This is a genomic window from Klebsiella sp. K5-306, from assembly GCF_051835185.1.
GTDB lineage: Bacteria > Pseudomonadota > Gammaproteobacteria > Enterobacterales > Enterobacteriaceae > Klebsiella > Klebsiella oxytoca.
Map to the genome: position 1 here is coordinate 103,553 of NZ_JAIFJY010000011.1, position 20,020 is coordinate 123,572.

General features: G+C 53.8%; 14 protein-coding genes. 7 read left to right on the plus strand and 7 right to left on the minus strand.

What is annotated here, in order from left to right:
- Positions 1-127: 127 nt before the first annotated feature.
- Complete coding sequence (speE, locus tag K2184_RS17635) at positions 128-991, plus strand: polyamine aminopropyltransferase (protein ID WP_163524549.1); 864 nt, start codon at positions 128-130, stop codon at positions 989-991.
- A gap of 14 nt (positions 992-1,005) precedes the next feature.
- A complete protein-coding gene (gene speD / locus K2184_RS17640; protein WP_004108061.1) occupies positions 1,006-1,800 on the plus strand; it encodes an adenosylmethionine decarboxylase in 795 nt (264 codons plus the stop codon).
- A 31-nt stretch (positions 1,801-1,831) separates the two neighbouring features.
- Here speD and yacL read toward each other — a convergent pair whose 3' ends face one another.
- On the minus strand, positions 1,832-2,194 hold the full coding sequence (gene yacL, locus K2184_RS17645; protein ID WP_004108063.1) for a protein YacL: 363 nt from the start codon (positions 2,192-2,194) through the stop codon (positions 1,832-1,834).
- Between the two features lie 175 nt (positions 2,195-2,369).
- Positions 2,370-4,967: a bifunctional aconitate hydratase 2/2-methylisocitrate dehydratase gene (acnB, locus tag K2184_RS17650; RefSeq protein WP_004108065.1), complete on the minus strand. Its 2,598-nt coding sequence runs from the start codon at positions 4,965-4,967 to the stop codon at positions 2,370-2,372.
- A gap of 356 nt (positions 4,968-5,323) precedes the next feature.
- Here acnB and K2184_RS17655 point away from each other — a divergent pair, with 356 nt between their 5' ends.
- On the plus strand, positions 5,324-6,922 hold the full coding sequence (locus K2184_RS17655; RefSeq protein ID WP_004108066.1) for a DUF3300 domain-containing protein: 1,599 nt from the start codon (positions 5,324-5,326) through the stop codon (positions 6,920-6,922).
- A 10-nt stretch (positions 6,923-6,932) separates the two neighbouring features.
- Positions 6,933-7,733, plus strand: a complete 801-nt coding sequence (locus K2184_RS17660) for a DUF2950 family protein (RefSeq protein WP_004108074.1) — start codon at positions 6,933-6,935, stop codon at positions 7,731-7,733.
- 48 nt (positions 7,734-7,781) lie between these two features.
- Here the strand turns inward: K2184_RS17660 and K2184_RS17665 are convergent, their stop codons facing one another.
- The 5 genes from K2184_RS17665 to pdhR form a co-directional block, all read right to left on the minus strand.
- Positions 7,782-8,066 carry a hypothetical protein gene (locus K2184_RS17665; protein WP_004108075.1) on the minus strand — a complete coding sequence of 95 codons (285 nt, stop codon included), beginning with the start codon at positions 8,064-8,066 and terminating at the stop codon, positions 7,782-7,784.
- Positions 8,067-8,228: 162 nt separating this feature from the next.
- A complete protein-coding gene (gene lpdA, locus K2184_RS17670; RefSeq protein WP_004098637.1) occupies positions 8,229-9,653 on the minus strand; it encodes a dihydrolipoyl dehydrogenase in 1,425 nt (474 codons plus the stop codon).
- 207 nt (positions 9,654-9,860) lie between these two features.
- Positions 9,861-11,753, minus strand: coding sequence for a pyruvate dehydrogenase complex dihydrolipoyllysine-residue acetyltransferase (gene aceF, locus K2184_RS17675; RefSeq protein WP_163524551.1), 1,893 nt, complete (start codon positions 11,751-11,753; stop codon positions 9,861-9,863).
- A 14-nt stretch (positions 11,754-11,767) separates the two neighbouring features.
- Complete coding sequence (gene aceE, locus K2184_RS17680) at positions 11,768-14,431, minus strand: pyruvate dehydrogenase (acetyl-transferring), homodimeric type (protein WP_004108078.1); 2,664 nt, start codon at positions 14,429-14,431, stop codon at positions 11,768-11,770.
- Between the two features lie 241 nt (positions 14,432-14,672).
- On the minus strand, positions 14,673-15,452 hold the full coding sequence (gene pdhR, locus K2184_RS17685; RefSeq protein WP_004098632.1) for a pyruvate dehydrogenase complex transcriptional repressor PdhR: 780 nt from the start codon (positions 15,450-15,452) through the stop codon (positions 14,673-14,675).
- Positions 15,453-16,105: 653 nt separating this feature from the next.
- Between pdhR and aroP the strand changes: the two genes are divergently transcribed.
- The 3 genes from aroP (at position 16,106) to K2184_RS17700 (ending at position 20,009) form a co-directional block, all read left to right on the plus strand.
- Positions 16,106-17,476, plus strand: coding sequence for an aromatic amino acid transporter AroP (aroP, locus tag K2184_RS17690; protein ID WP_160886621.1), 1,371 nt, complete (start codon positions 16,106-16,108; stop codon positions 17,474-17,476).
- 176 nt (positions 17,477-17,652) lie between these two features.
- Positions 17,653-19,059 (plus strand): glycoside-pentoside-hexuronide (GPH):cation symporter, encoded by a 1,407-nt coding sequence (locus K2184_RS17695; protein ID WP_064370771.1) that lies wholly within the window; start codon positions 17,653-17,655, stop codon positions 19,057-19,059.
- Positions 19,059-20,009: a glycoside hydrolase family 43 protein gene (locus K2184_RS17700; RefSeq protein WP_023320329.1), complete on the plus strand. Its 951-nt coding sequence runs from the start codon at positions 19,059-19,061 to the stop codon at positions 20,007-20,009. Before K2184_RS17695 ends, K2184_RS17700 begins: the two co-directional genes overlap by 1 nt.
- Positions 20,010-20,020: the final 11 nt, after the last annotated feature.

Genomic DNA, 20,020 nt, shown 5'->3' on the forward strand with positions numbered 1-20,020 from the left:
TCTTGAAAGGTTATGCCCCACGCTTCATTTGCTGAAATATCCACCGTGCATCATCTTCTATAGTTGGCTATGATGTTGCGCTCATTTTTAATGGGTGTAACAGGTGTTAACAAAGGAGGATCTGCCCGTGGCCGATAGCAATCTGTGGCATGAAACGCTGCACGACCATTTTGGTCAGTATTTCAGCGTTGATAACGTACTGTATCATGAGAAAACCGATCATCAGGATTTAATCATATTCGAAAATGCTGCCTTTGGCCGCGTGATGGCGCTGGATGGCGTAGTGCAAACCACCGAACGTGATGAGTTTATCTATCATGAAATGATGACCCATGTTCCTTTGATGGCCCACGGCCAGGCGAAACATGTATTAATCATCGGCGGCGGCGATGGCGCAATGCTGCGCGAAGTCTCCCGTCATCGCAACATCGAAACCATCACTATGGTTGAAATTGACGCGGGCGTAGTTTCATTCTGCCGCCAGTATCTCCCTAATCATAATGCTGGCGCGTACGATGACCCGCGCTTTACGCTGGTTATTGACGATGGCGTCAATTTTGTTAATCAAACCGCGCAAACGTTTGACGTCATTATCTCCGACTGCACCGATCCTATCGGTCCCGGCGAGAGCCTGTTCACTTCCGCCTTTTACGAAGGCTGCAAACGCTGCCTCAATCCAGGAGGAATCTTCGTTGCTCAGAACGGCGTTAGTTTCCTGCAGCAGGATGAAGCCGTCGATAGCCATCGTAAGCTCAGCCATTACTTTGGTGATGTAAGCTTCTATCAGGCGGCGATCCCAACCTATTACGGCGGCATCATGACCTTCGCGTGGGCCACGGACAATGAAGCCCTGCGCCATCTTTCCAGTGAAATCATCCAGGCCCGTTTTCACAAGTCAAACCTGAAGTTTCGCTATTACAACCCGGCAATTCACGCGGCGGCATTTGCTTTACCGCAATATTTACTGGATGCGCTATCCACCGTTAAGTAAGGGGGTGATCTAAATTGAAAAAATTGAAGCTGCACGGCTTTAACAATCTGACCAAAAGCCTGAGTTTTTGCATTTATGATATCTGCTACGCAAAAACGGCAGAGGAGCGCGATGGCTACATCGCCTATATTGATGAACTCTATAACGCCAACCGCCTGACGGAAATTTTGTCGGAGACCTGTTCGATTATCGGCGCCAATATTCTTAACATTGCCCGTCAGGATTATGAACCTCAGGGCGCCAGCGTGACTATTCTGGTCAGCGAAGAGCCGATCGACCCGCAGCTCATCGATCAGACGGAACACCCGGGTCCACTACCGGAAACCGTCGTGGCACATCTCGATAAAAGCCATATTTGCGTTCACACCTACCCGGAAAGCCATCCTGAAGGCGGGCTGTGCACCTTCCGCGCCGATATTGAAGTCTCAACCTGCGGAGTCATTTCGCCGCTGAAAGCCCTGAACTATCTGATTCACCAGCTTGAATCCGATATCGTCACCATCGATTACCGCGTTCGCGGCTTCACCCGTGATGTGAACGGTATGAAGCACTTCATCGATCATGAAATCAACTCCATTCAAAACTTCATGTCCGAGGATATTAAATCTTTGTATGACATGGTGGACGTGAACGTTTATCAGGAAAATATTTTCCATACCAAGATGTTGCTGAAGGAGTTCGACCTTAAGCACTACATGTTTCACACCAGGCCGGAAGATTTAACGGAAGAAGAGCGCAGGGTCATCACCGATCGGCTCTGGAAAGAGATGCGCGAAATTTACTACGCAAGAAATATTCCGGCGGTGTAACGCCCGGCGGAGCACGGAGGCTCCGCCAGACTTAGCGCTGCTGCATAAACTCCCGGTAGGCAGCAACGACCTGCAAAAAATCTTCAACGCCGCAGAGCGAGAGGCTTTCTTCGTCATAGTAGCTCATCCCCTCTTCTATCTCATCGCCGGAAAAATCCAGCTGATTAGCGCGGATCATCACTTCTTCACCATCCAGCCATAGCGTGTATTCATGGCCGGCACGTTGCCAGGAACGTTCGCTGCCTTTAATGGTACGCGCAGCCTGCTCTACTTCATCCAGCAGGGCAAGGTTGCCTTTAACCTCCTCGTTGAACCAGTGGCCGAGCGCCTCATGGTCCATCGACATTCGCACCTTTACCACTCCGGTAATATCGCGCAGAAATTCGTAATCCATAGTCTTTTCCTCTGCAAGGGCAGTGCGTCACCGCTGCACTGTACCCATAACGTCATTATCGCAGCAGTCAGAGAGAAAAAAAGCGTCGCTGACGGAGGGATTGGAAATAAAAATGCCCGGTGATGCAATGTTCACCGGGCATTGAAGGGATTATGTACAACGCTGACTTATTGCGTTATACCGCGGTCTGGAAAATCACCCCATCAGCCTTCTCAGTATACTGACCCAGCTGATCGAAGTTCAGGTAGCGGTAGGTATCCGCCGCGGTTTTATCCACCTGAGCAACGTAGGTCTGATACTCTTCCGGTGTCGGTAGCTTACCAATCAGCGCCGCAACGGCCGCCAGCTCCGCAGAAGCCAGGAAGACGTTAGCGCCGGTACCTAAACGGTTCGGGAAGTTACGGGTTGAGGTTGAAACCACCGTCGCACCGTCGGCAACGCGCGCCTGGTTACCCATACACAGGGAGCAGCCAGGAATTTCAATACGCGCACCGCTCTTACCGAACACGCTGTAGTAGCCTTCTTCAGTCAGCTGCGCAGCATCCATACGGGTTGGCGGCGCCACCCACAGGCGAGTCGGCAGTTGGCCTTTGTGGCTGTCCAGCAGCTTACCGGCCGCGCGGAAGTGGCCAATGTTGGTCATGCAGGAACCGATAAAGACTTCATCGATCTTCTCACCCTGCACGTCGGACAGCAGACGCGCATCGTCCGGATCGTTCGGCGCGCAGAGGATAGGCTCTTTGATATCGGCCAGATCGATCTCGATCACCGCCGCATATTCTGCATCCGCATCGCCTTCCAGCAGCTGCGGATCGGCCAGCCATTTTTCCATGCCCTGAACGCGACGCTCCAGCGTACGACGATCGCCGTAACCTTCGGCGATCATCCACTTCAGCAGGACGATATTGGAGGTCAGATATTCAACAATCGGCTCTTTGTTCAGCTTGATGGTACAGCCGGCAGCAGAACGCTCGGCGGAGGCATCGGTCAGCTCAAACGCCTGCTCGACCTTCAGATCCGGCAGACCTTCAATTTCCAGAATGCGGCCAGAGAAGATGTTTTTCTTCCCTTTCTTCTCAACGGTCAGCAGACCTTGTTTGATTGCGTACAGCGGGATCGCATGCACCAGATCGCGCAGAGTGATACCCGGCTGCATTTTGCCTTTAAAGCGAACCAGTACTGATTCCGGCATATCCAGCGGCATAACGCCGGTTGCTGCGGCAAACGCCACCAGACCGGAGCCCGCCGGGAAAGAGATACCAATCGGGAAACGGGTATGCGAGTCACCGCCGGTGCCCACGGTATCCGGCAGCAGCATACGGTTCAGCCAGGAGTGGATAACGCCATCGCCCGGACGCAGCGATACGCCGCCGCGGTTCATAATGAAGTCCGGCAGCGTATGGTGCGTTGTCACGTCAACCGGCTTCGGATACGCAGCGGTGTGGCAGAAGGACTGCATCACCAGGTCGGCAGAGAAGCCCAGACAGGCCAGGTCTTTCAGCTCATCACGGGTCATTGGCCCAGTGGTGTCCTGAGAGCCTACGGAGGTCATCTTCGGTTCGCAATAAGCGCCCGGACGGACGCCGGCAACGCCGCAGGCGCGGCCAACCATTTTCTGCGCCAGCGAGTATCCGCGGCTGCTTTCCGCTACATCTTTCGCCTGACGGAAAACATCGCTGTGCGGCAGACCCAGCGCTTCACGCGCTTTGGTGGTCAGGCCGCGACCGATAATCAGCGGAATACGGCCACCGGCGCGGACTTCGTCGATCAGCACGTCGGTTTTCAGCTCGAAGTTCGCCAGCAGCTCGCCGGTTTCGTGGTTACGCACTTCGCCTTTGAACGGATAAACGTCGATGACGTCGCCCATATTCAGACGGTTTACGTCAACTTCAATCGGCAGCGCGCCAGCATCTTCCATGGTGTTGAAGAAGATAGGCGCAATTTTGCCGCCGAGAACCAGACCGCCGCCGCGTTTGTTCGGCACGTTCGGAATATCGTCGCCCATAAACCACAGCACCGAGTTGGTGGCGGATTTACGCGATGAACCGGTACCGACGACATCACCAACGTAGGCCAGCGGGAAGCCTTTTTGCTGCAGGGCTTCAATTTGCTTAATCGGGCCAACGACGCCAGGCTGATCCGGGTCGATACCTTCACGGGCGTTTTTCAGCATCGCCAGCGCGTGCAGCGGGATATCCGGACGAGACCAGGCATCAGGAGCCGGAGACAGGTCATCAGTATTGGTTTCACCGGTCACTTTAAAAACGGTCACGGTGATTTTATCGGCCAGCTGAGGACGGCTCAGGAACCACTCAGCATCTGCCCAGGATTGCATCACCTGTTTGGCATATGCGTTGCCCGCTTTGGCTTTCTCTTCTACGTCGTAGAAATTATCGAACATCAGCAGGGTGTGGGACAGCGCTTTGGCGGCAATCGGCGCCAGCTTTGCGTCGTCGAGCGCGTCAATCAGGGGATGAATATTGTAACCGCCCTGCATGGTGCCCAGCAGTTCGATAGCTTTTTCAGGGGTAACCAGTGGGGAGGTCGCTTCGCCTTTAGCGATCGCGGCAAGGAATCCGGCTTTAACATAGGCGGCTTCGTCGACGCCTGGCGGTACGCGGTTAATTAACAGGTCTAACAGGAATTCTTCTTCACCCGCAGGCGGGTTTTTCAGCAGTTCTACCAGCGCGGCCATTTGGGTTGCATCTAAGGGTTTGGCAACAATCCCCTCGGCGGCACGCTCAGCTACGTGCTTACGGTATTCTTCTAGCACGACGGTTCTCCTCGCTCTCATTGTAAAATGCGGTAGGCGATTCTCTTCACGCTCCTGTGAGACAGCAGTTTGTAGGGTAAATGCCCGATACCGCGTCGGCAGCATAGCAGGATTTTGGCGGGGTGTTAATCTGTTTACAAAAAAGCAACATTAAAAATTAGCTGAATCGTTAAGGGCAGAATATTGCAGTTTTTATGTCAGTTTAGCGGAAGATAAAATTAATTCTGTTACACATAACTGACCACAATCCCAACAAAAATCAAAAACGCAAATGCGCCCTCCTTAATACTCAGACACTTCTCCGTCGTTCGACAATAGTCAATCGAAACGGGCCAACTTTTGTGTCGGGAGTACTCATGACGCTGCCTTTCAAACCCCACGTGCTCGCCCTGCTTTGCAGCGCCGGGCTACTCGCCGCCGCGGGTACGCTGTATGTAAAAAGCCGGGAACCGCAAACCGCTGCCGAGCCCCCTGCCGTTACGCAGACGGCTCAGGCAACCGCCGCCGCTCAGCCGGTGACTACCGCCTTAACTCCCGCGCAGATAGATCAGTGGGTCGCGCCGATTGCGCTCTATCCCGACAATCTACTGTCACAGGTGCTAATGGCTTCGACTTATCCGGGCAACGTCGTGCAGGCGGTGCAGTGGTCGCAGGATCATCCGACGATGAAAGGCGATTCGGCGGTACAGGCGGTGGCAAATCAGCCCTGGGATCCCAGCGTAAAATCGCTGGTCGCCTTCCCCGCTCTGCTGGCGTTAATGGGGGAAAACCCGCCATGGGTGGAAAACCTGGGGAACGCATTTCTTGCCCAACCTCAGGACGTAATGGACTCGGTGCAGCGCTTACGCGCCATTGCCCGGCAAACCGGAACGTTAAAATCCACGCCGCAGCAGAAAATCATTACCGCCACCAACTCCGCGGTTCCGTCAACGTCAACGTCAATGACCACCGCTTCCCGCAGTAGCAGCGCCGTCACCTCCTCCGCCCCGGCGCCAGTGATTATTAAGATCGAATCCACCGATCCGAATGTCGTGTATGTGCCGGCCTATAATCCCTCGGTGGTTTATGGCGCCTGGCCTGACGCGGCCTATCCACCGGTCTACCTGCCGCCGCCTCCCGGCGAGCAGTTCACCAATAGCTTTGTAAAAGGTTTTGGTTTTAGCCTCGGCGTCGCCACCACCTACGCCTTATTCAGCAATATCGACTGGGATGACAATGACCATCATCATGATGACGATCATCACCATCACGATGATGATCATCACGGCGGCTACTCGCACAACGGCGATAACATCCATATCAACGTGAATAATTTCAACCATATCACCGGGCAAAACCTGCCGGGGAATCATGCCAGCTGGCAGCATAATCCCACCTGGCGCGGTAATATTCCGTACCCAAACGACAACATTGCGCAGCAATTCCATCAGACCACTGTTCCCGGTGGGCTGAGCGCGACCCGACATCAGCCAGTCGATCGCAACGCACAGCGTCAGGCTGCAATGACTCAGCTGCAGCAGCGTACCGGCCCGGCGTCAGCAGCAGGTCACTCGAACGCACATGCGCCTTACCGCGATGCCCAGCGTCAGGCCGCATCGCAGCAGCTGCATCAGCTGACCCAGCGCAATAACTATCGCGGCTATGACCAGGCGCAGGCGGTTAATCATAGCGCCGTACAACCGCAACATCGGGAAGCGCTAAAAACGCAAATCCAGACTTCCACAGGGCAGCAGCAGCGCCGCGAACAGTTGCGGACCGCAACGCCCGAGCAACGCCAGCAGAAGCTAAATGACCTCCACGTCAATGCACTCAGCGGTAACGACATCCGCTCTCCCGACTGGCAGTTGCAGCGGGAACGCGGCCTGCAGAGCCGTCATATCTCAGGTTTAAACAGCGAGCAGCGCAGCGCGGTCAGAGAGCACTTATCCGCCCATCGTGAACTGCGCCATCGCTGAGGATACGCAAATGAAAAAATTATTAAAAATGACGCTGCTGGCCCTGGCCCTGACGCCCGGCATGGCGCTAGCTCAGCAGCAGTTTTCCTCCCCTGATGAGGCCGCAAGCGCGCTGGCTGAGGCAATCGGCAGGCATGATGAATCTGCTCTCAACGAGCTGCTCGGCGATAGCTGGCAGCAATTTTTACCGCCGGATGGCATCGACCCTGACGCCGTCGCTCGCTTTCAGCGTGACTGGAAGGTTGGCCACCGTATCGTTCTGCAGGAAAATACCGCCTGGCTGGAGGTAGGCCGGACAGAGTGGCGTCTGCCGATACCCATCATCAAAGATAACGATGGCTGGCATTTTGATATGGCCGCGGCTGAAGATGAGATTCTCACGCGCGCAATTGGTCGTAATGAACTGTCAGCCATTCAGGCTATGCACGCTTACGTTGACGCTCAGCAGGATTTTTATCAGTTAAACCACGCCTGGGCGCAGAAGATTATCAGCAGCGACGGCAAGAAGGATGGGCTCTACTGGCCCGTCGCGCCGGGAGAGGCAGCCAGCCCGTTAGGGCCGGCCTTCAGCCCCGTTGAACCCGGGGAGGGCTATCATGGCTATCGTTTCCGTATTATCAAAGATGGGGGCAATCATGGCGTCGCCCTGCTGGCATGGCCCGCGACATGGGGGAAAACCGGCATCATGAGCTTTATGGTCAACCAGGATGATCGCGTTTATCAGACTAATTTAGGTGAAGAAACGCCGAACAAGGCGCAGGCCATTTCTCAGTTTTCACCTGATAATGGCTGGCAGGCCATCGATCAGTAAAAAAGCCCGGCGCGCGATAACGCCGCCGGGCCATATCGCCGTGATGAGTTAGCCCTGATGAGGCATCAGAGACGGGTCGCCCGCAAAAGCCGGTTTAGTGCTGCTCAACGCCGCTTCGTCAGCGCTGATGCTACCGGAATTCGCCGCCCACACGCCTTCGCGAGTCTTCGTAATCTGCTGATGCTGCATATTTAAATCCTGGCCCATAGCCGCAATATGCGTACTTTCTGTACCGCCGCTGTTATCAGCCCAGGGGATAACGGCATCAGCTGCGCAGGCCATGCCCGAAACTAAGGTTGCTGCCAACAGCGTCGTCGTTAAAAATCTTTTCATCACACACCTCACATATAGTTAATTAGCTATAAGTTTATAGAGTTACTATTTTTCAAGTATTAATAAGGTATGCAATTTTATTAACAGCGACACAGTTCTAAACATCAGGCATAAAAAAAGCGGCTCACTGAGCCGCTTCTTCATTTTGCCTGAAAGAAAAACTTACTTTTTCTTCGCTTTCGCGTTCGGCAGGTCGGTGATGCTACCTTCAAAGACTTCCGCAGCCAGGCCAACGGACTCGTGCAGAGTCGGGTGAGCATGGATAGTCAGCGCGATGTCTTCAGCGTCACAGCCCATTTCAATCGCCAGACCGATTTCACCCAGCAGCTCGCCGCCGTTGGTGCCGACAATCGCCCCGCCGATAACGCGATGAGATTCTTTGTCGAAAATCAGTTTGGTCATACCGTCAGCGCAGTCAGAAGCGATAGCGCGGCCAGAAGCCGCCCACGGGAAGGTGGCGGTTTCATAGCTGATGCCTTTCTCTTTCGCTTCTTTCTCTGTCAGACCAACCCATGCAACTTCTGGTTCGGTATAAGCGATAGACGGGATAACTTTCGGGTCGAAGTAGTGCTTCATACCGGCGATAACTTCTGCGGCAACGTGGCCTTCGTGAACGCCTTTGTGCGCCAGCATCGGCTGACCAACGATATCGCCGATCGCGAAGATGTGCGGCACGTTAGTGCGCAGCTGTTTGTCGACGCGGATAAAGCCACGCTCGTCAACTTCAACGCCTGCTTTACCGGCATCGAGGTTTTTACCGTTCGGCACGCGGCCGATAGCGACCAGAACGGCATCGTAGCGCTGCGCTTCCGCCGGGGCTTTTTTGCCTTCCATGGAAACGTAGATACCGTCTTCTTTCGCTTCAACGGCGGTCACTTTAGTTTCCAGCATCAGGTTGAATTTCTTGCTGATGCGCTTGGTGAAGACTTTCACCACGTCTTTATCGGCAGCCGGGATAACCTGGTCGAACATTTCAACCACGTCAATCTCTGAACCCAGCGCGTGATATACGGTGCCCATTTCCAGACCGATGATACCGCCGCCCATAACCAGCAGACGTTTTGGTACGGTTTTCAGCTCCAGCGCATCGGTGGAGTCCCATACGCGCGGATCTTCATGCGGAATGAACGGCAGTTCAATCGGACGGGAACCCGCCGCGATGATAGCGTTGTCGAAGTTGATCACGGTTTTGCCGTTTTCGCCTTCCACTTCCAGGGTGTTAGCGCCGGTAAATTTACCCAGACCGTTAACCACCTTCACTTTACGACCTTTGGCCATGCCAGCCAGACCACCGGTCAGCTGAGTGATGACTTTTTCTTTCCAGGTGCGAATCTTGTCAATGTCGGTTTTCGGCTCACCGAAAACGATGCCGTGTTCGGCCAGCGCTTTCGCTTCTTCGATAACTTTTGCAACGTGCAGCAGTGCTTTAGAAGGGATACAGCCGACGTTCAGGCAAACACCGCCGAGGGTGCTGTAACGTTCTACGATGACGGTTTCCAGACCTAAATCAGCGCAACGGAAGGCAGCAGAATAACCTGCGGGACCTGCCCCAAGTACCACGACCTGAGTTTTGATTTCAGTACTCATCATGACCTCTGTAATTTGTATCCGGCGGGTCTGACGCTATAGTTTTTACGCCCATGTCCACCGGGACGTTCTATCCGCAAGCATTTTACAAAATTGTTAACAATTTTGAAACAACAAACGGCAAACGATTTTGTCCTTTATTGCTGGTAACTTCAAAACGCAGAAGAGATTACCAGAAAAAAGCCGGCCGTCAGGCCGGCTTTTCGCTTACATCACCAGGCGGCGAATGTCGCTCAGCATATTGTTGATGATGGTGATAAAGCGCGCACCATCAGCACCGTCGATCACGCGGTGGTCGAAGGACAGAGAGATCGGCATCATCAGACGCGGAACAAACTCTTTACCATTCCACACCGGCTCCATCGCGGACTTGGACACGCCGAGGATAGCCACTTCCGGCGCGTTAACGATCGGCGCGAAGTGGGTAGTACCCAGGCCGCCGATGCTGGAGATAGTGAAGCAACCGCCCTGCATTTCGCCAGCGGTCAGCTTACCATCACGCGCTTTCTTAGAAATCACGGTCAGTTCACGAGACAGCTCGGTTACGCTCTTCTTGTTCACATCTTTAAAGACCGGAACCACCAGGCCATTCGGGGTATCAACCGCCACACCGATGTTGATGTATTTCTTCAGCGTCAGACGCTGGCCATCTTCAGAGAGCGAGCTGTTGAAGCGCGGCATTTGCTCAAGCGCAGCGGCAACAGCTTTCATGATGAAGACAACCGGAGTGAATTTCACGTCCAGTTTACGCTTCTCAGCTTCGGCGTTCTGCTGTTTACGGAACGCTTCCAGATCGGTGATATCGGTTTTGTCGAAGTGAGTAACGTGCGGGATCATCACCCAGTTACGGCTCAGGTTAGCACCAGAGATTTTCTGAATGCGACCCAGTTCAACTTCTTCCACTTCACCAAACTTGCTGAAGTCCACTTTCGGCCACGGCAGCATGCCCGGGATACCGCCACCGGTTGCCGCAGGCGCAGCTTCAGCGCGTTTAACCGCTTCTTTCACGTAAGCCTGAACGTCCTCGCGCAGGATACGGCCTTTGCGACCCGTACCTTTCACTTTCGCCAGGTTGACGCCGAACTCGCGCGCCAGGCGACGAATCAGCGGCGTTGCATGAACGTACGCGTCGTTTTCAGCGAACTCAGATTTGCTTTCCGCTTTAGCAGCAGGAGCTGCAGCAGGTTTCGCCGCCTGAGCCGGAGCTGCCGCAGGTGCAGCGGCTTCTTGCTTAGCCGGAGCCGCTGCAGGCGCTGCGCCTTCCACTTCGAAGACCATAATCAGGGAGCCGGTTGAGACTTTGTCGCCGGTGCTGATTTTGATCTCTTTCACGGTGCCCGCAAACGGCGCCGGAACTTCCATAGAGGCTTTATCGCCTTCTACGGTGATCAGCGACTGTTCAGCGGTAATCTTATCGCCCACTTTAACCATCACTTCAGTGACTTCAACTTCATCACCGCCGATATCCGGAACGTGAACTTCTTTAGAACCCGAAGCTGCCGGTGCAGCAGCAGCCGGAGCGGCTTCCGCTTTTGCCGGAGCTGCGGCAGGCGCTGCGCCCGCTACTTCGAAGATCATGATCAGGGAGCCGGTTGAGACTTTATCGCCGGTGTTAATCTTGATCTCTTTCACGGTACCCGCGAACGGCGCCGGAACTTCCATAGAGGCTTTATCGCCTTCTACGGTGATCAGCGACTGTTCAGCGGCGATGGTGTCGCCCACTTTAACCATGATTTCAGTGACTTCAACTTCATCACCGCCGATATCCGGTACGTGAACTTCTTTTGCGCTCGCGGCTGCAGGCGCAGCGGCGGCCGGAGCGGCCTCTTTCTTCTCTTCCTGCGCAGGTGCAGCGGCTGCTGCACCATCGGCGGAATCGAAAATCATGATCAGTTTACCGGTCTCGGTTTTGTCGCCGACGGAGACTTTAATCTCTTTAACAACGCCAGCCTGCGGAGACGGGACTTCCATAGAGGCTTTGTCGCCTTCTACGGTGATCAGCGACTGTTCAGCTTCAACTTTGTCGCCAACTTTGACCAGAATCTCGGTGATTTCAACTTCATCAGCCCCGATGTCCGGTACTTTGATTTCGATAGCCATTATTCTTTTACCTCTTACGCCAGACGCGGGTTAACTTTATCTGCATCGATGTTGAATTTAGTGATGGCTTCCGCAACCACTTTCTTATCGATTTCGCCACGTTTAGCCAGTTCGCCCAGCGCTGCTACCACCACGTAGGAAGCATCAACTTCGAAGTGGTGACGCAGGTTTTCACGGCTGTCAGAGCGACCGAAGCCGTCGGTACCCAGTACGCGGTAATCATCAGCCGGTACGTAAGTACGAACCTGCTCAGCGAACAGTTTCATATAGTCAGTAGACGCAACTGCCGGAGCGTCGTTCATCACCTGAGCAATGTACGGAACGCGCGGAGTTTCCAGCGGGTGCAGCATGTTCCAGCGTTCACAGTCCTGGCCATCGCGCGCCAGTTCGGTGAAGGAGGTAACGCTGTACACGTCAGAGCCTACGCCGTAGTCGTTGGCCAGGATCTGCGCTGCTTCACGCACGTGACGCAGGATAGAACCGGAGCCCAGCAGCTGAACTTTACCTTTGCTACCTGCAACGGTTTCGAGTTTATAGATACCTTTACGGATACCTTCCTCGGCGCCTTCCGGCATCGCCGGCATATGGTAGTTTTCGTTCAGCGTGGTGATGTAGTAGTAAACGTTCTCTTGCGCTTCACCGTACATACGTTCCAGACCATCCTGCATGATGACCGCAACTTCGTACGCGTAAGACGGATCGTAAGAGATACAGTTCGGGATAGTCAGAGACTGAATGTGGCTGTGGCCATCTTCGTGCTGCAGACCTTCGCCGTTCAGCGTGGTACGACCGGAAGTCCCGCCGATCAGGAAGCCGCGAGCCTGCTGGTCGCCAGCCTGCCAGCACAGATCGCCGATACGCTGGAACCCGAACATGGAGTAGTAGATGTAGAACGGGATCATCGGCAGGTTGTTGGTGCTGTAAGAAGTCGCAGCAGCCAGCCAGGAGGCGCCGGCACCCAGTTCGTTGATACCTTCCTGCAGAATCTGGCCTTTTTCGTCTTCTTTGTAGTAAGCAACCTGCTCACGGTCCTGCGGAGTGTACTGCTGGCCGTTCGGGCTGTAGATACCAATCTGACGGAACAGACCTTCCATACCAAAGGTACGCGCTTCATCGGCGATGATCGGCACGAGGCGGTCTTTGATGGATTTGTTCTTCAGCATCACGTTCAGGGCACGTACGAACGCGATAGTGGTCGAGATCTCTTTGTTCTGCTCTTCCAGCAGCGGACGGAAATCTTCCAGGGTCGGCAGCTCCAGCTTCTCAGTGAAGTGGGTCTGACGGCTCGGCAGATAGCCGTGCAGTTTCTGACGCTGGGCGTGCAGATAAGTGTGCTCTTCGGAACCTTCCGGGAAGGTTACATACGGCAGTTTTTCGATATCAGCATCGGCAACCGGCACATTGAAACGATCGCGGACGTAGCGTACGCCGTCCATGTTCATTTTCTTAACCTGGTGAGCGATGTTTTTACCTTCGGCGGTGTCACCCATGCCGTAACCTTTGATGGTATGGGCAAGGATTACGGTAGCTTTGCCTTTGGTTTCCTGCGCTTTTTTCAGTGCAGCATAGACTTTCTTCGGATCGTGACCGCCGCGGTTCAGGGCCCAGATCTGCTCGTCAGTCCAGTCGGCAACCAGCGCTGCGGTCTCCGGATATTTACCGAAGAAGTGCTCACGCACGTAAGCGCCGTCTTTGGATTTGAAGGTCTGGTAATCGCCGTCAACGGTTTCTTCCATCAGCTGGATCAGTTTACCGCTGGTATCTTTACGCAGCAGCTCATCCCAGCGACCGCCCCAGATAACCTTGATAACGTTCCAGCCAGCACCGCCAAAGATGCCTTCCAGTTCGTTAATGATCTTGCCATTACCGGTAACCGGACCGTCGAGGCGCTGCAGGTTACAGTTGATTACGAAGACCAGGTTGTCCAGCTTCTCACGGGTTGCGATGGTGATCGCGCCTTTAGATTCCGGCTCGTCCATCTCACCGTCGCCGAGGAAAGCGTAAACGGTCTGTTTAGAGGTGTCTTTCAGGCCGCGGTGTTCCAGATATTTCAGGAATTTAGCCTGATAAATCGCACCGATTGGGCCCAGACCCATAGAGACGGTCGGGAACTGCCAGAATTCAGGCATCAGTTTCGGGTGCGGATAAGAGGACAGACCTTTACCGTGAACTTCCTGACGGAAGTTGTTCATCTGCTCTTCAGTCAGACGACCTTCCAGGAAAGCACGCGCATAGACGCCCGGAGAGATGTGGCCCTGGAAGTAAACCAGGTCGCCGCCGTCCTGCTCGTTGCGTGCGCGGAAGAAGTGGTTAAAGCACACTTCGTAGAAGGTTGCGGAAGACTGGAAAGAAGCCATGTGGCCGCCCAGTTCGAGATCTTTTTTCGATGCGCGCAGAACGGTCATGATGGCGTTCCAGCGGATCGCAGAACGGATACGACGTTCCAGATCCAGATTACCCGGGTATTCCGGCTCATCTTCAACGGCAATAGTGTTCACGTAGCCGCCGGTCGATGCGCCAGCAGCCACTTTCACCCCGCCTTTGCGGGCTTCAGAAAGGAGTTGGTCAATAAGATACTGAGCGCGCTCAACACCTTCTTCACGGATGACCGATTCGATCGCCTGTAGCCAGTCGCGAGTTTCGATCGGATCCACGTCATTTGGTAAACGTTCTGACATGGGGGGTATTCCTTATCTATCTAATCGTTGATTAATCTGGAACCTGTCCCATTGCGCTCTTTGTTCTTCATGCTTCTGGCTGTCTCTTTGTTGGCTTCGCTACCTCACTCCAGTCGCATAGTTCACTATGCTCCCGGGGATTCGCGCGCTTGCCGCCGCGATACACCCAAAATTATTTTGAACAACTAAAAGTGCAATAAGACAGGTTCTGCGTTTAGTTGCCGCGCTCTAAAAATGGCGCTTAAGAACCGGAGTTCTCATCCTTTCGTTGCTGTAAACGACGCAGTGAGCGTTCACGACGGCTCTGCTCACGGCTACGATCCAGCAAAATTTCCTCTATGAACGCCAGGTGACGATGCGAGGCTTCACGCGCCTGCTCCGGCTCCCCGGCGATTATCGCCTCAAAAATTCGAGTGCGATGATTGCTGACCTGCGGGAGCATTTCCCGGCGGGCGTACAACAATTCAAAATTCTGGCGAACGTTCTGAGCCAGCATTGGCTCCATACAGCGTAATAGATGGAGCAGCACAACATTGTGCGCCGCTTCGGTGACGGCTATTTGATACTGGACGACGGCATCGGATTCAGCATCAAGATCGCCCGACTGCTGAGCCCGCTCGATAGCCTGATGCAGCTCGCGAATGCGTTCGCGATCTTCATCATTGCTGCGCAGCGCTGCGTAATATGCGGCAATGCCTTCAAGCGCGTGACGGGTTTCCAGCAGATCAAATTGGGATTCAGGGTGGTCGGACAGTAGCTCTACCAGCGGATCGCTGAAGCTCTGCCACAGGCGGCTTTGTACAAACGTTCCGCCCCCCTGGCGACGAAGCAACAACCCCTTAGCTTCGAGGCGTTGAATAGCCTCACGTAGCGAGGGTCGGGAAACGTCAAACTGTTTTGCCAGTTCACGTTCAGGCGGGAGCTTTTCACCGGGGCGCAACGTCCCCTCAAGGATTAAAAACTCCAGCTGCTGCTCTATCACATCGGATAGTTTTGGTTGGCGGATCTTGCTGTAGGCCATATTCCCTGTCTCTGCCATTAGCCCGGAGTCAATTGGTCTTACCAATTCATAGTTCGTATCGCTAAAGTAACAAAGTATTCACCTTCTGTCCATACAGGTTTTGATTGAAATCATTAAACCCGGCACGTTTTAACAACCTTACAGAAATAACATTTCATAAATGTAACTTTGCACAAATGTTGTGTTTACTCACAAGGAGGTAGCATTAACTAAATGGAAACGAAAAATTACGCTATCTGAACCGATTCAACGCCTTTTTTAATGAATATAAATTCACTTAACATGAATAACAGAGAAGAAAGGAGTAGATGCGGAGTATGCTGGCATAATTTACAAATGGTTTCTTTTTGCTCGCTTCGTCATCATCCCTTCATAAAGCAGGTGCATTCAGCGGCGCTTATCACTATTCTCCATGTTACGAAAGGCCTTTTCATGAATTACCCTCTCTGCCTTGCGTAAACAAATAAGTACACATACGGAATTTGATAATTACACACATACAATAATATGTGCGCTACATCACTCGGGGCAAAACGGGGCGCAGGCTCAGTGAAACTTCGCTGACTATGCTATCAGGCAGGGATGGACAGCGAAGAAGTCACCTGATGGATGACGCATACAAACATAATAACCATAACCACACACGAGGTTTCATGATGGAAGGTCAACAGCATGGCGATCGGCTAAAGCGCGGCCTTAAAAACCGCCACATTCAGCTTATTGCGCTGGGAGGCGCTATCGGTACCGGTTTGTTTCTGGGTAGTGCATCCGTCATCCAAAATGCAGGTCCCGGTATTATTCTGGGCTACGCAATTGCCGGTTTCATTGCCTTCCTGATCATGCGTCAGCTGGGCGAGATGGTGGTAGAAGAGCCGGTAGCCGGTTCATTTAGTCATTTCGCCTATAAATACTGGGGCGGCTTTGCGGGCTTTGCTTCCGGATGGAACTACTGGGTTCTCTACGTTCTGGTGGCCATGGCCGAGCTGACCGCGGTCGGGAAATACGTTCAGTTCTGGTGGCCGGAAATTCCCACCTGGGTTTCTGCGGCTATTTTCTTTATCGCCATCAATGCTATCAACCTGACTAACGTCAAGGTGTTTGGCGAAATGGAGTTCTGGTTCGCGATCATTAAAGTTGTCGCCGTTGTGGCGATGATCCTGTTCGGCGGCTGGCTGTTGTTCAGCGGCAACGGCGGTCCGCAGGCTACCGTACGCAACCTGTGGGAGCAAGGCGGGTTCCTGCCGCACGGCTTCACCGGGCTGGTGATGATGATGGCGATTATTATGTTCTCCTTCGGCGGCCTTGAGCTGGTGGGTATTACCGCCGCAGAAGCAGATAACCCGGAGCAAAGTATCCCGAAAGCGACCAACCAGGTTATCTACCGCATTCTGATTTTCTATGTAGGATCGCTGGCCGTTCTGCTCTCTCTGCTGCCGTGGAGCCGCGTGACCGCCGATACCAGCCCGTTCGTCCTTATCTTCCACGAACTGGGCGATACCTTCGTCGCTAATGCCCTGAATATTGTGGTATTAACCGCAGCGCTTTCCGTTTACAACAGCTGCGTATACTGCAACAGCCGTATGCTGTTCGGTCTGGCCCAGCAGGGGAACGCGCCAAAAGCGCTGATGAGCGTCGATAAACGCGGCGTGCCGGTTAATACGATCCTCGTTTCCGCGCTGGTCACCGCGCTGTGCGTACTGATTAACTACTTCGCGCCGGAATCCGCGTTTGGTCTGCTGATGGCGCTGGTGGTTTCTGCGCTGGTGATCAACTGGGCGATGATTAGCCTGGCGCACATTAAATTCCGCCGCGCTAAGCAGCAACAGGGCGTGGTCACCCGCTTCCCGGCGCTGTTTTATCCGTTAGGCAACTGGATCTGCCTGCTATTTATGGTCGGGGTGCTGGTTATTATGCTGATGACTCCGGGGATGGCGATTTCCGTCTATCTGATCCCGGTGTGGATTGCCGTTCTCGGCGTCGGTTATCTGTTCAAGCAGAAAACCGCCAGCGCCGTTAAAGCATAATCATACATCACCTGAATCTGTGCCCGCCCGCCGCTGGCGGGCACAGCGCATTGTTATCTGCTTCACACTTTCCTCGTCATAACCCATTTATCCATATCGTCGACCCTATCCTGCAACGCAATCATCTCTTACCCGACTAATAATCCTCTCCATACCGCAACGGGGAGATCGTCGCTATGAATGGCAATAAGCTTTCAGTTAAAGAGAAAATAGGCTACGGAATGGGCGATGCCGGATGTAATATTATCTTCGGCGCCATCATGTTGTTTGTTAACTATTTTTATACGGATATTTTTGGTCTCGCACCGGCGCTGGTCGGGGTGCTTCTGCTTTCCGTACGCGTTATTGATGCCGTGACCGACCCGATTATGGGGGCAATGGCAGACCGTACCCGCAGCAAATATGGCCGTTTTCGCCCGTGGCTCCTGTGGATCGCCTTCCCGTACGCGCTGTTCAGTGTCCTGATGTTTACCACCCCGGAATGGACGTACAATAGCAAGGTTATCTATGCTTTCGTCACCTACTTCCTGCTCTCTCTGACCTACACCGCGATCAACATCCCCTACTGCTCATTGGGTAGCGTGATTACGAACGACCCGCAGGAACGCGTGGCCTGTCAGTCATATCGTTTCGTATTGGTCGGCATCGCTACCCTGTTACTCTCCCTGACGCTGCTGCCGATGGCGGACTGGTTCGGCGGCGAGGATAAAGCCAAAGGCTACCAGATGGCGATGACCGTGCTGGCGATTATCGGTATGTGCATGTTCTTGTTCTGCTTCGCCACCGTCCGTGAACGCGTAAAACCCGCAGTCCAGACCAACGACGAGCTGAAAAAAGATCTAAAAGACGTCTGGAAAAACGACCAGTGGGTTCGCATCCTGCTGTTAACGCTGTGCAACGTCTGTCCGGGCTTTATCCGTATGGCTGCGACTATGTACTACGTCACCTGGGTTATGCAGCAAAGCACCCACTTCGCCACGCTGTTTATCAGCCTCGGGGTTGTCGGAATGATGATCGGCAGTATGCTGGCTAAAGTCCTGACCGACCGCTGGTGCAAACTGCAGGTGTTTTTCTGGACCAATATCGTCCTGGCGATTTTCTCCTGCGCGTTCTATTTCTTCGACCCGCACGCCACCATGATGATTATGGTGCTCTACTTCCTGCTGAACATTCTGCACCAGATCCCGTCGCCGCTGCACTGGTCGCTGATGGCCGACGTTGATGACTACGGCGAATGGAAGACCGGTAAGCGCATCACCGGCATCAGCTTCTCCGGCAATCTGTTCTTCCTGAAAGTCGGCCTGGCCATCGCCGGCGCGATGGTTGGCTTCTTGCTCTCCTGGTACGGTTACGATGCCGGCGCGAAGCAGCAAAGCGCTTCCGCGATTAACGGTATCGTATTGCTGTTCAGCATTATCCCCGGCGTCGGCTATCTGATTACCGCCGGCGTGGTGCGTATGCTGAAGGTAAACCGCGAATTTATGCGGCAAATTCAGTCCGACCTCGAAAAACGTCGGATTAACTACAGCGAGCTCAACGACTATCAGGAACTGAAAACCGGCGAACATGTAAGGAAAGCATAATGAAAAACTGGCCGAACCCATTTATTGAACAACGCGCGGACCCTTATATTCTGCGCCATCAGGATAGCTACTACTTTATCGCCTCGGTACCGGAGTATGACCGTCTGGAAATCCGACGCTCAGCCACCCTTGAAGGCTTGCGCGACGCGCAGCCGGTGGTCGTCTGGCGTAAGCCGGACAACGGCCCAATGAGCCAGCTCATATGGGCCCCGGAGCTGCATAAAATTAACGGCAAATGGTATATCTACTTTGCCGCCAGCCACACGCACGATCTGGATGCGCTGGGTATGTTCCAGCACCGCATGTTCGCGCTGGAATGCGCGGACAGCGACCCGTTAACCGGTAAATGGCAGGAAAAAGGCCAGATTAAAACGCCGCTTGATACCTTTGCGCTGGATGCCACGACTTTCCGCCATCAGGGTAAGCAGTGGTATCTATGGGCGCAAAAAGATCCTGAAATTAAAGGCAATACCAACCTCTATCTGGCTGAACTGGAAAATCCGTGGACGCTAAAAGGTCAGCCGGTCATGCTGAGTCAACCCGAGTTCGACTGGGAGTGCCGAGGTTTTCTGGTGAACGAAGGCCCGGCGGTACTGTTCCATGGCGACAAGCTGTTCGTCAGCTATTCCGCCAGCGCCACCGACGAAAACTACTGCATGGGCCTACTGTGGATAGACGTCAGCGCCGACCCTCTCCGCCCGGAAAACTGGCATAAAGCGCCGCAGCCGGTATTTCGTACCAGCTATGAGAATCGTCAGTATGGGCCCGGCCACAATAGCTTTACGCAAACGCCGGAGGGAGAAGATGTGCTGGTGTACCATGCGCGCAACTACACCGAAATCGAAGGCGACCCGCTGTACGATCCGAATCGCCATACGCGCCTGAAGCTGATTCGCTGGCAAGAAAACGGGATGCCTGATTTTGGCATCCCGGCAGCAGAGACGAATTAAAAGCGGAACCT

Excerpts from the sequence above, each read along its gene's own strand:
- K2184_RS17700 (WP_023320329.1), top strand. The coding sequence starts at position 19,059 with ATGAAAAACTGGCCGAACCCATTTATTGAACAACGCGCGGACCCTTAT.
- lpdA (WP_004098637.1), bottom strand. The coding sequence starts at position 9,653 with ATGAGTACTGAAATCAAAACTCAGGTCGTGGTACTTGGGGCAGGTCCC.
- pdhR (WP_004098632.1), bottom strand. The coding sequence starts at position 15,452 with ATGGCCTACAGCAAGATCCGCCAACCAAAACTATCCGATGTGATAGAG.
- aceE (WP_004108078.1), bottom strand. The coding sequence starts at position 14,431 with ATGTCAGAACGTTTACCAAATGACGTGGATCCGATCGAAACTCGCGAC.
- K2184_RS17665 (WP_004108075.1), bottom strand. The coding sequence starts at position 8,066 with ATGAAAAGATTTTTAACGACGACGCTGTTGGCAGCAACCTTAGTTTCG.
- K2184_RS17695 (WP_064370771.1), top strand. The coding sequence starts at position 17,653 with ATGAATGGCAATAAGCTTTCAGTTAAAGAGAAAATAGGCTACGGAATG.
- K2184_RS17655 (WP_004108066.1), top strand. The coding sequence starts at position 5,324 with ATGACGCTGCCTTTCAAACCCCACGTGCTCGCCCTGCTTTGCAGCGCC.
- K2184_RS17660 (WP_004108074.1), top strand. The coding sequence starts at position 6,933 with ATGAAAAAATTATTAAAAATGACGCTGCTGGCCCTGGCCCTGACGCCC.
- aceF (WP_163524551.1), bottom strand. The coding sequence starts at position 11,753 with ATGGCTATCGAAATCAAAGTACCGGACATCGGGGCTGATGAAGTTGAA.
- yacL (WP_004108063.1), bottom strand. The coding sequence starts at position 2,194 with ATGGATTACGAATTTCTGCGCGATATTACCGGAGTGGTAAAGGTGCGA.
- aroP (WP_160886621.1), top strand. The coding sequence starts at position 16,106 with ATGATGGAAGGTCAACAGCATGGCGATCGGCTAAAGCGCGGCCTTAAA.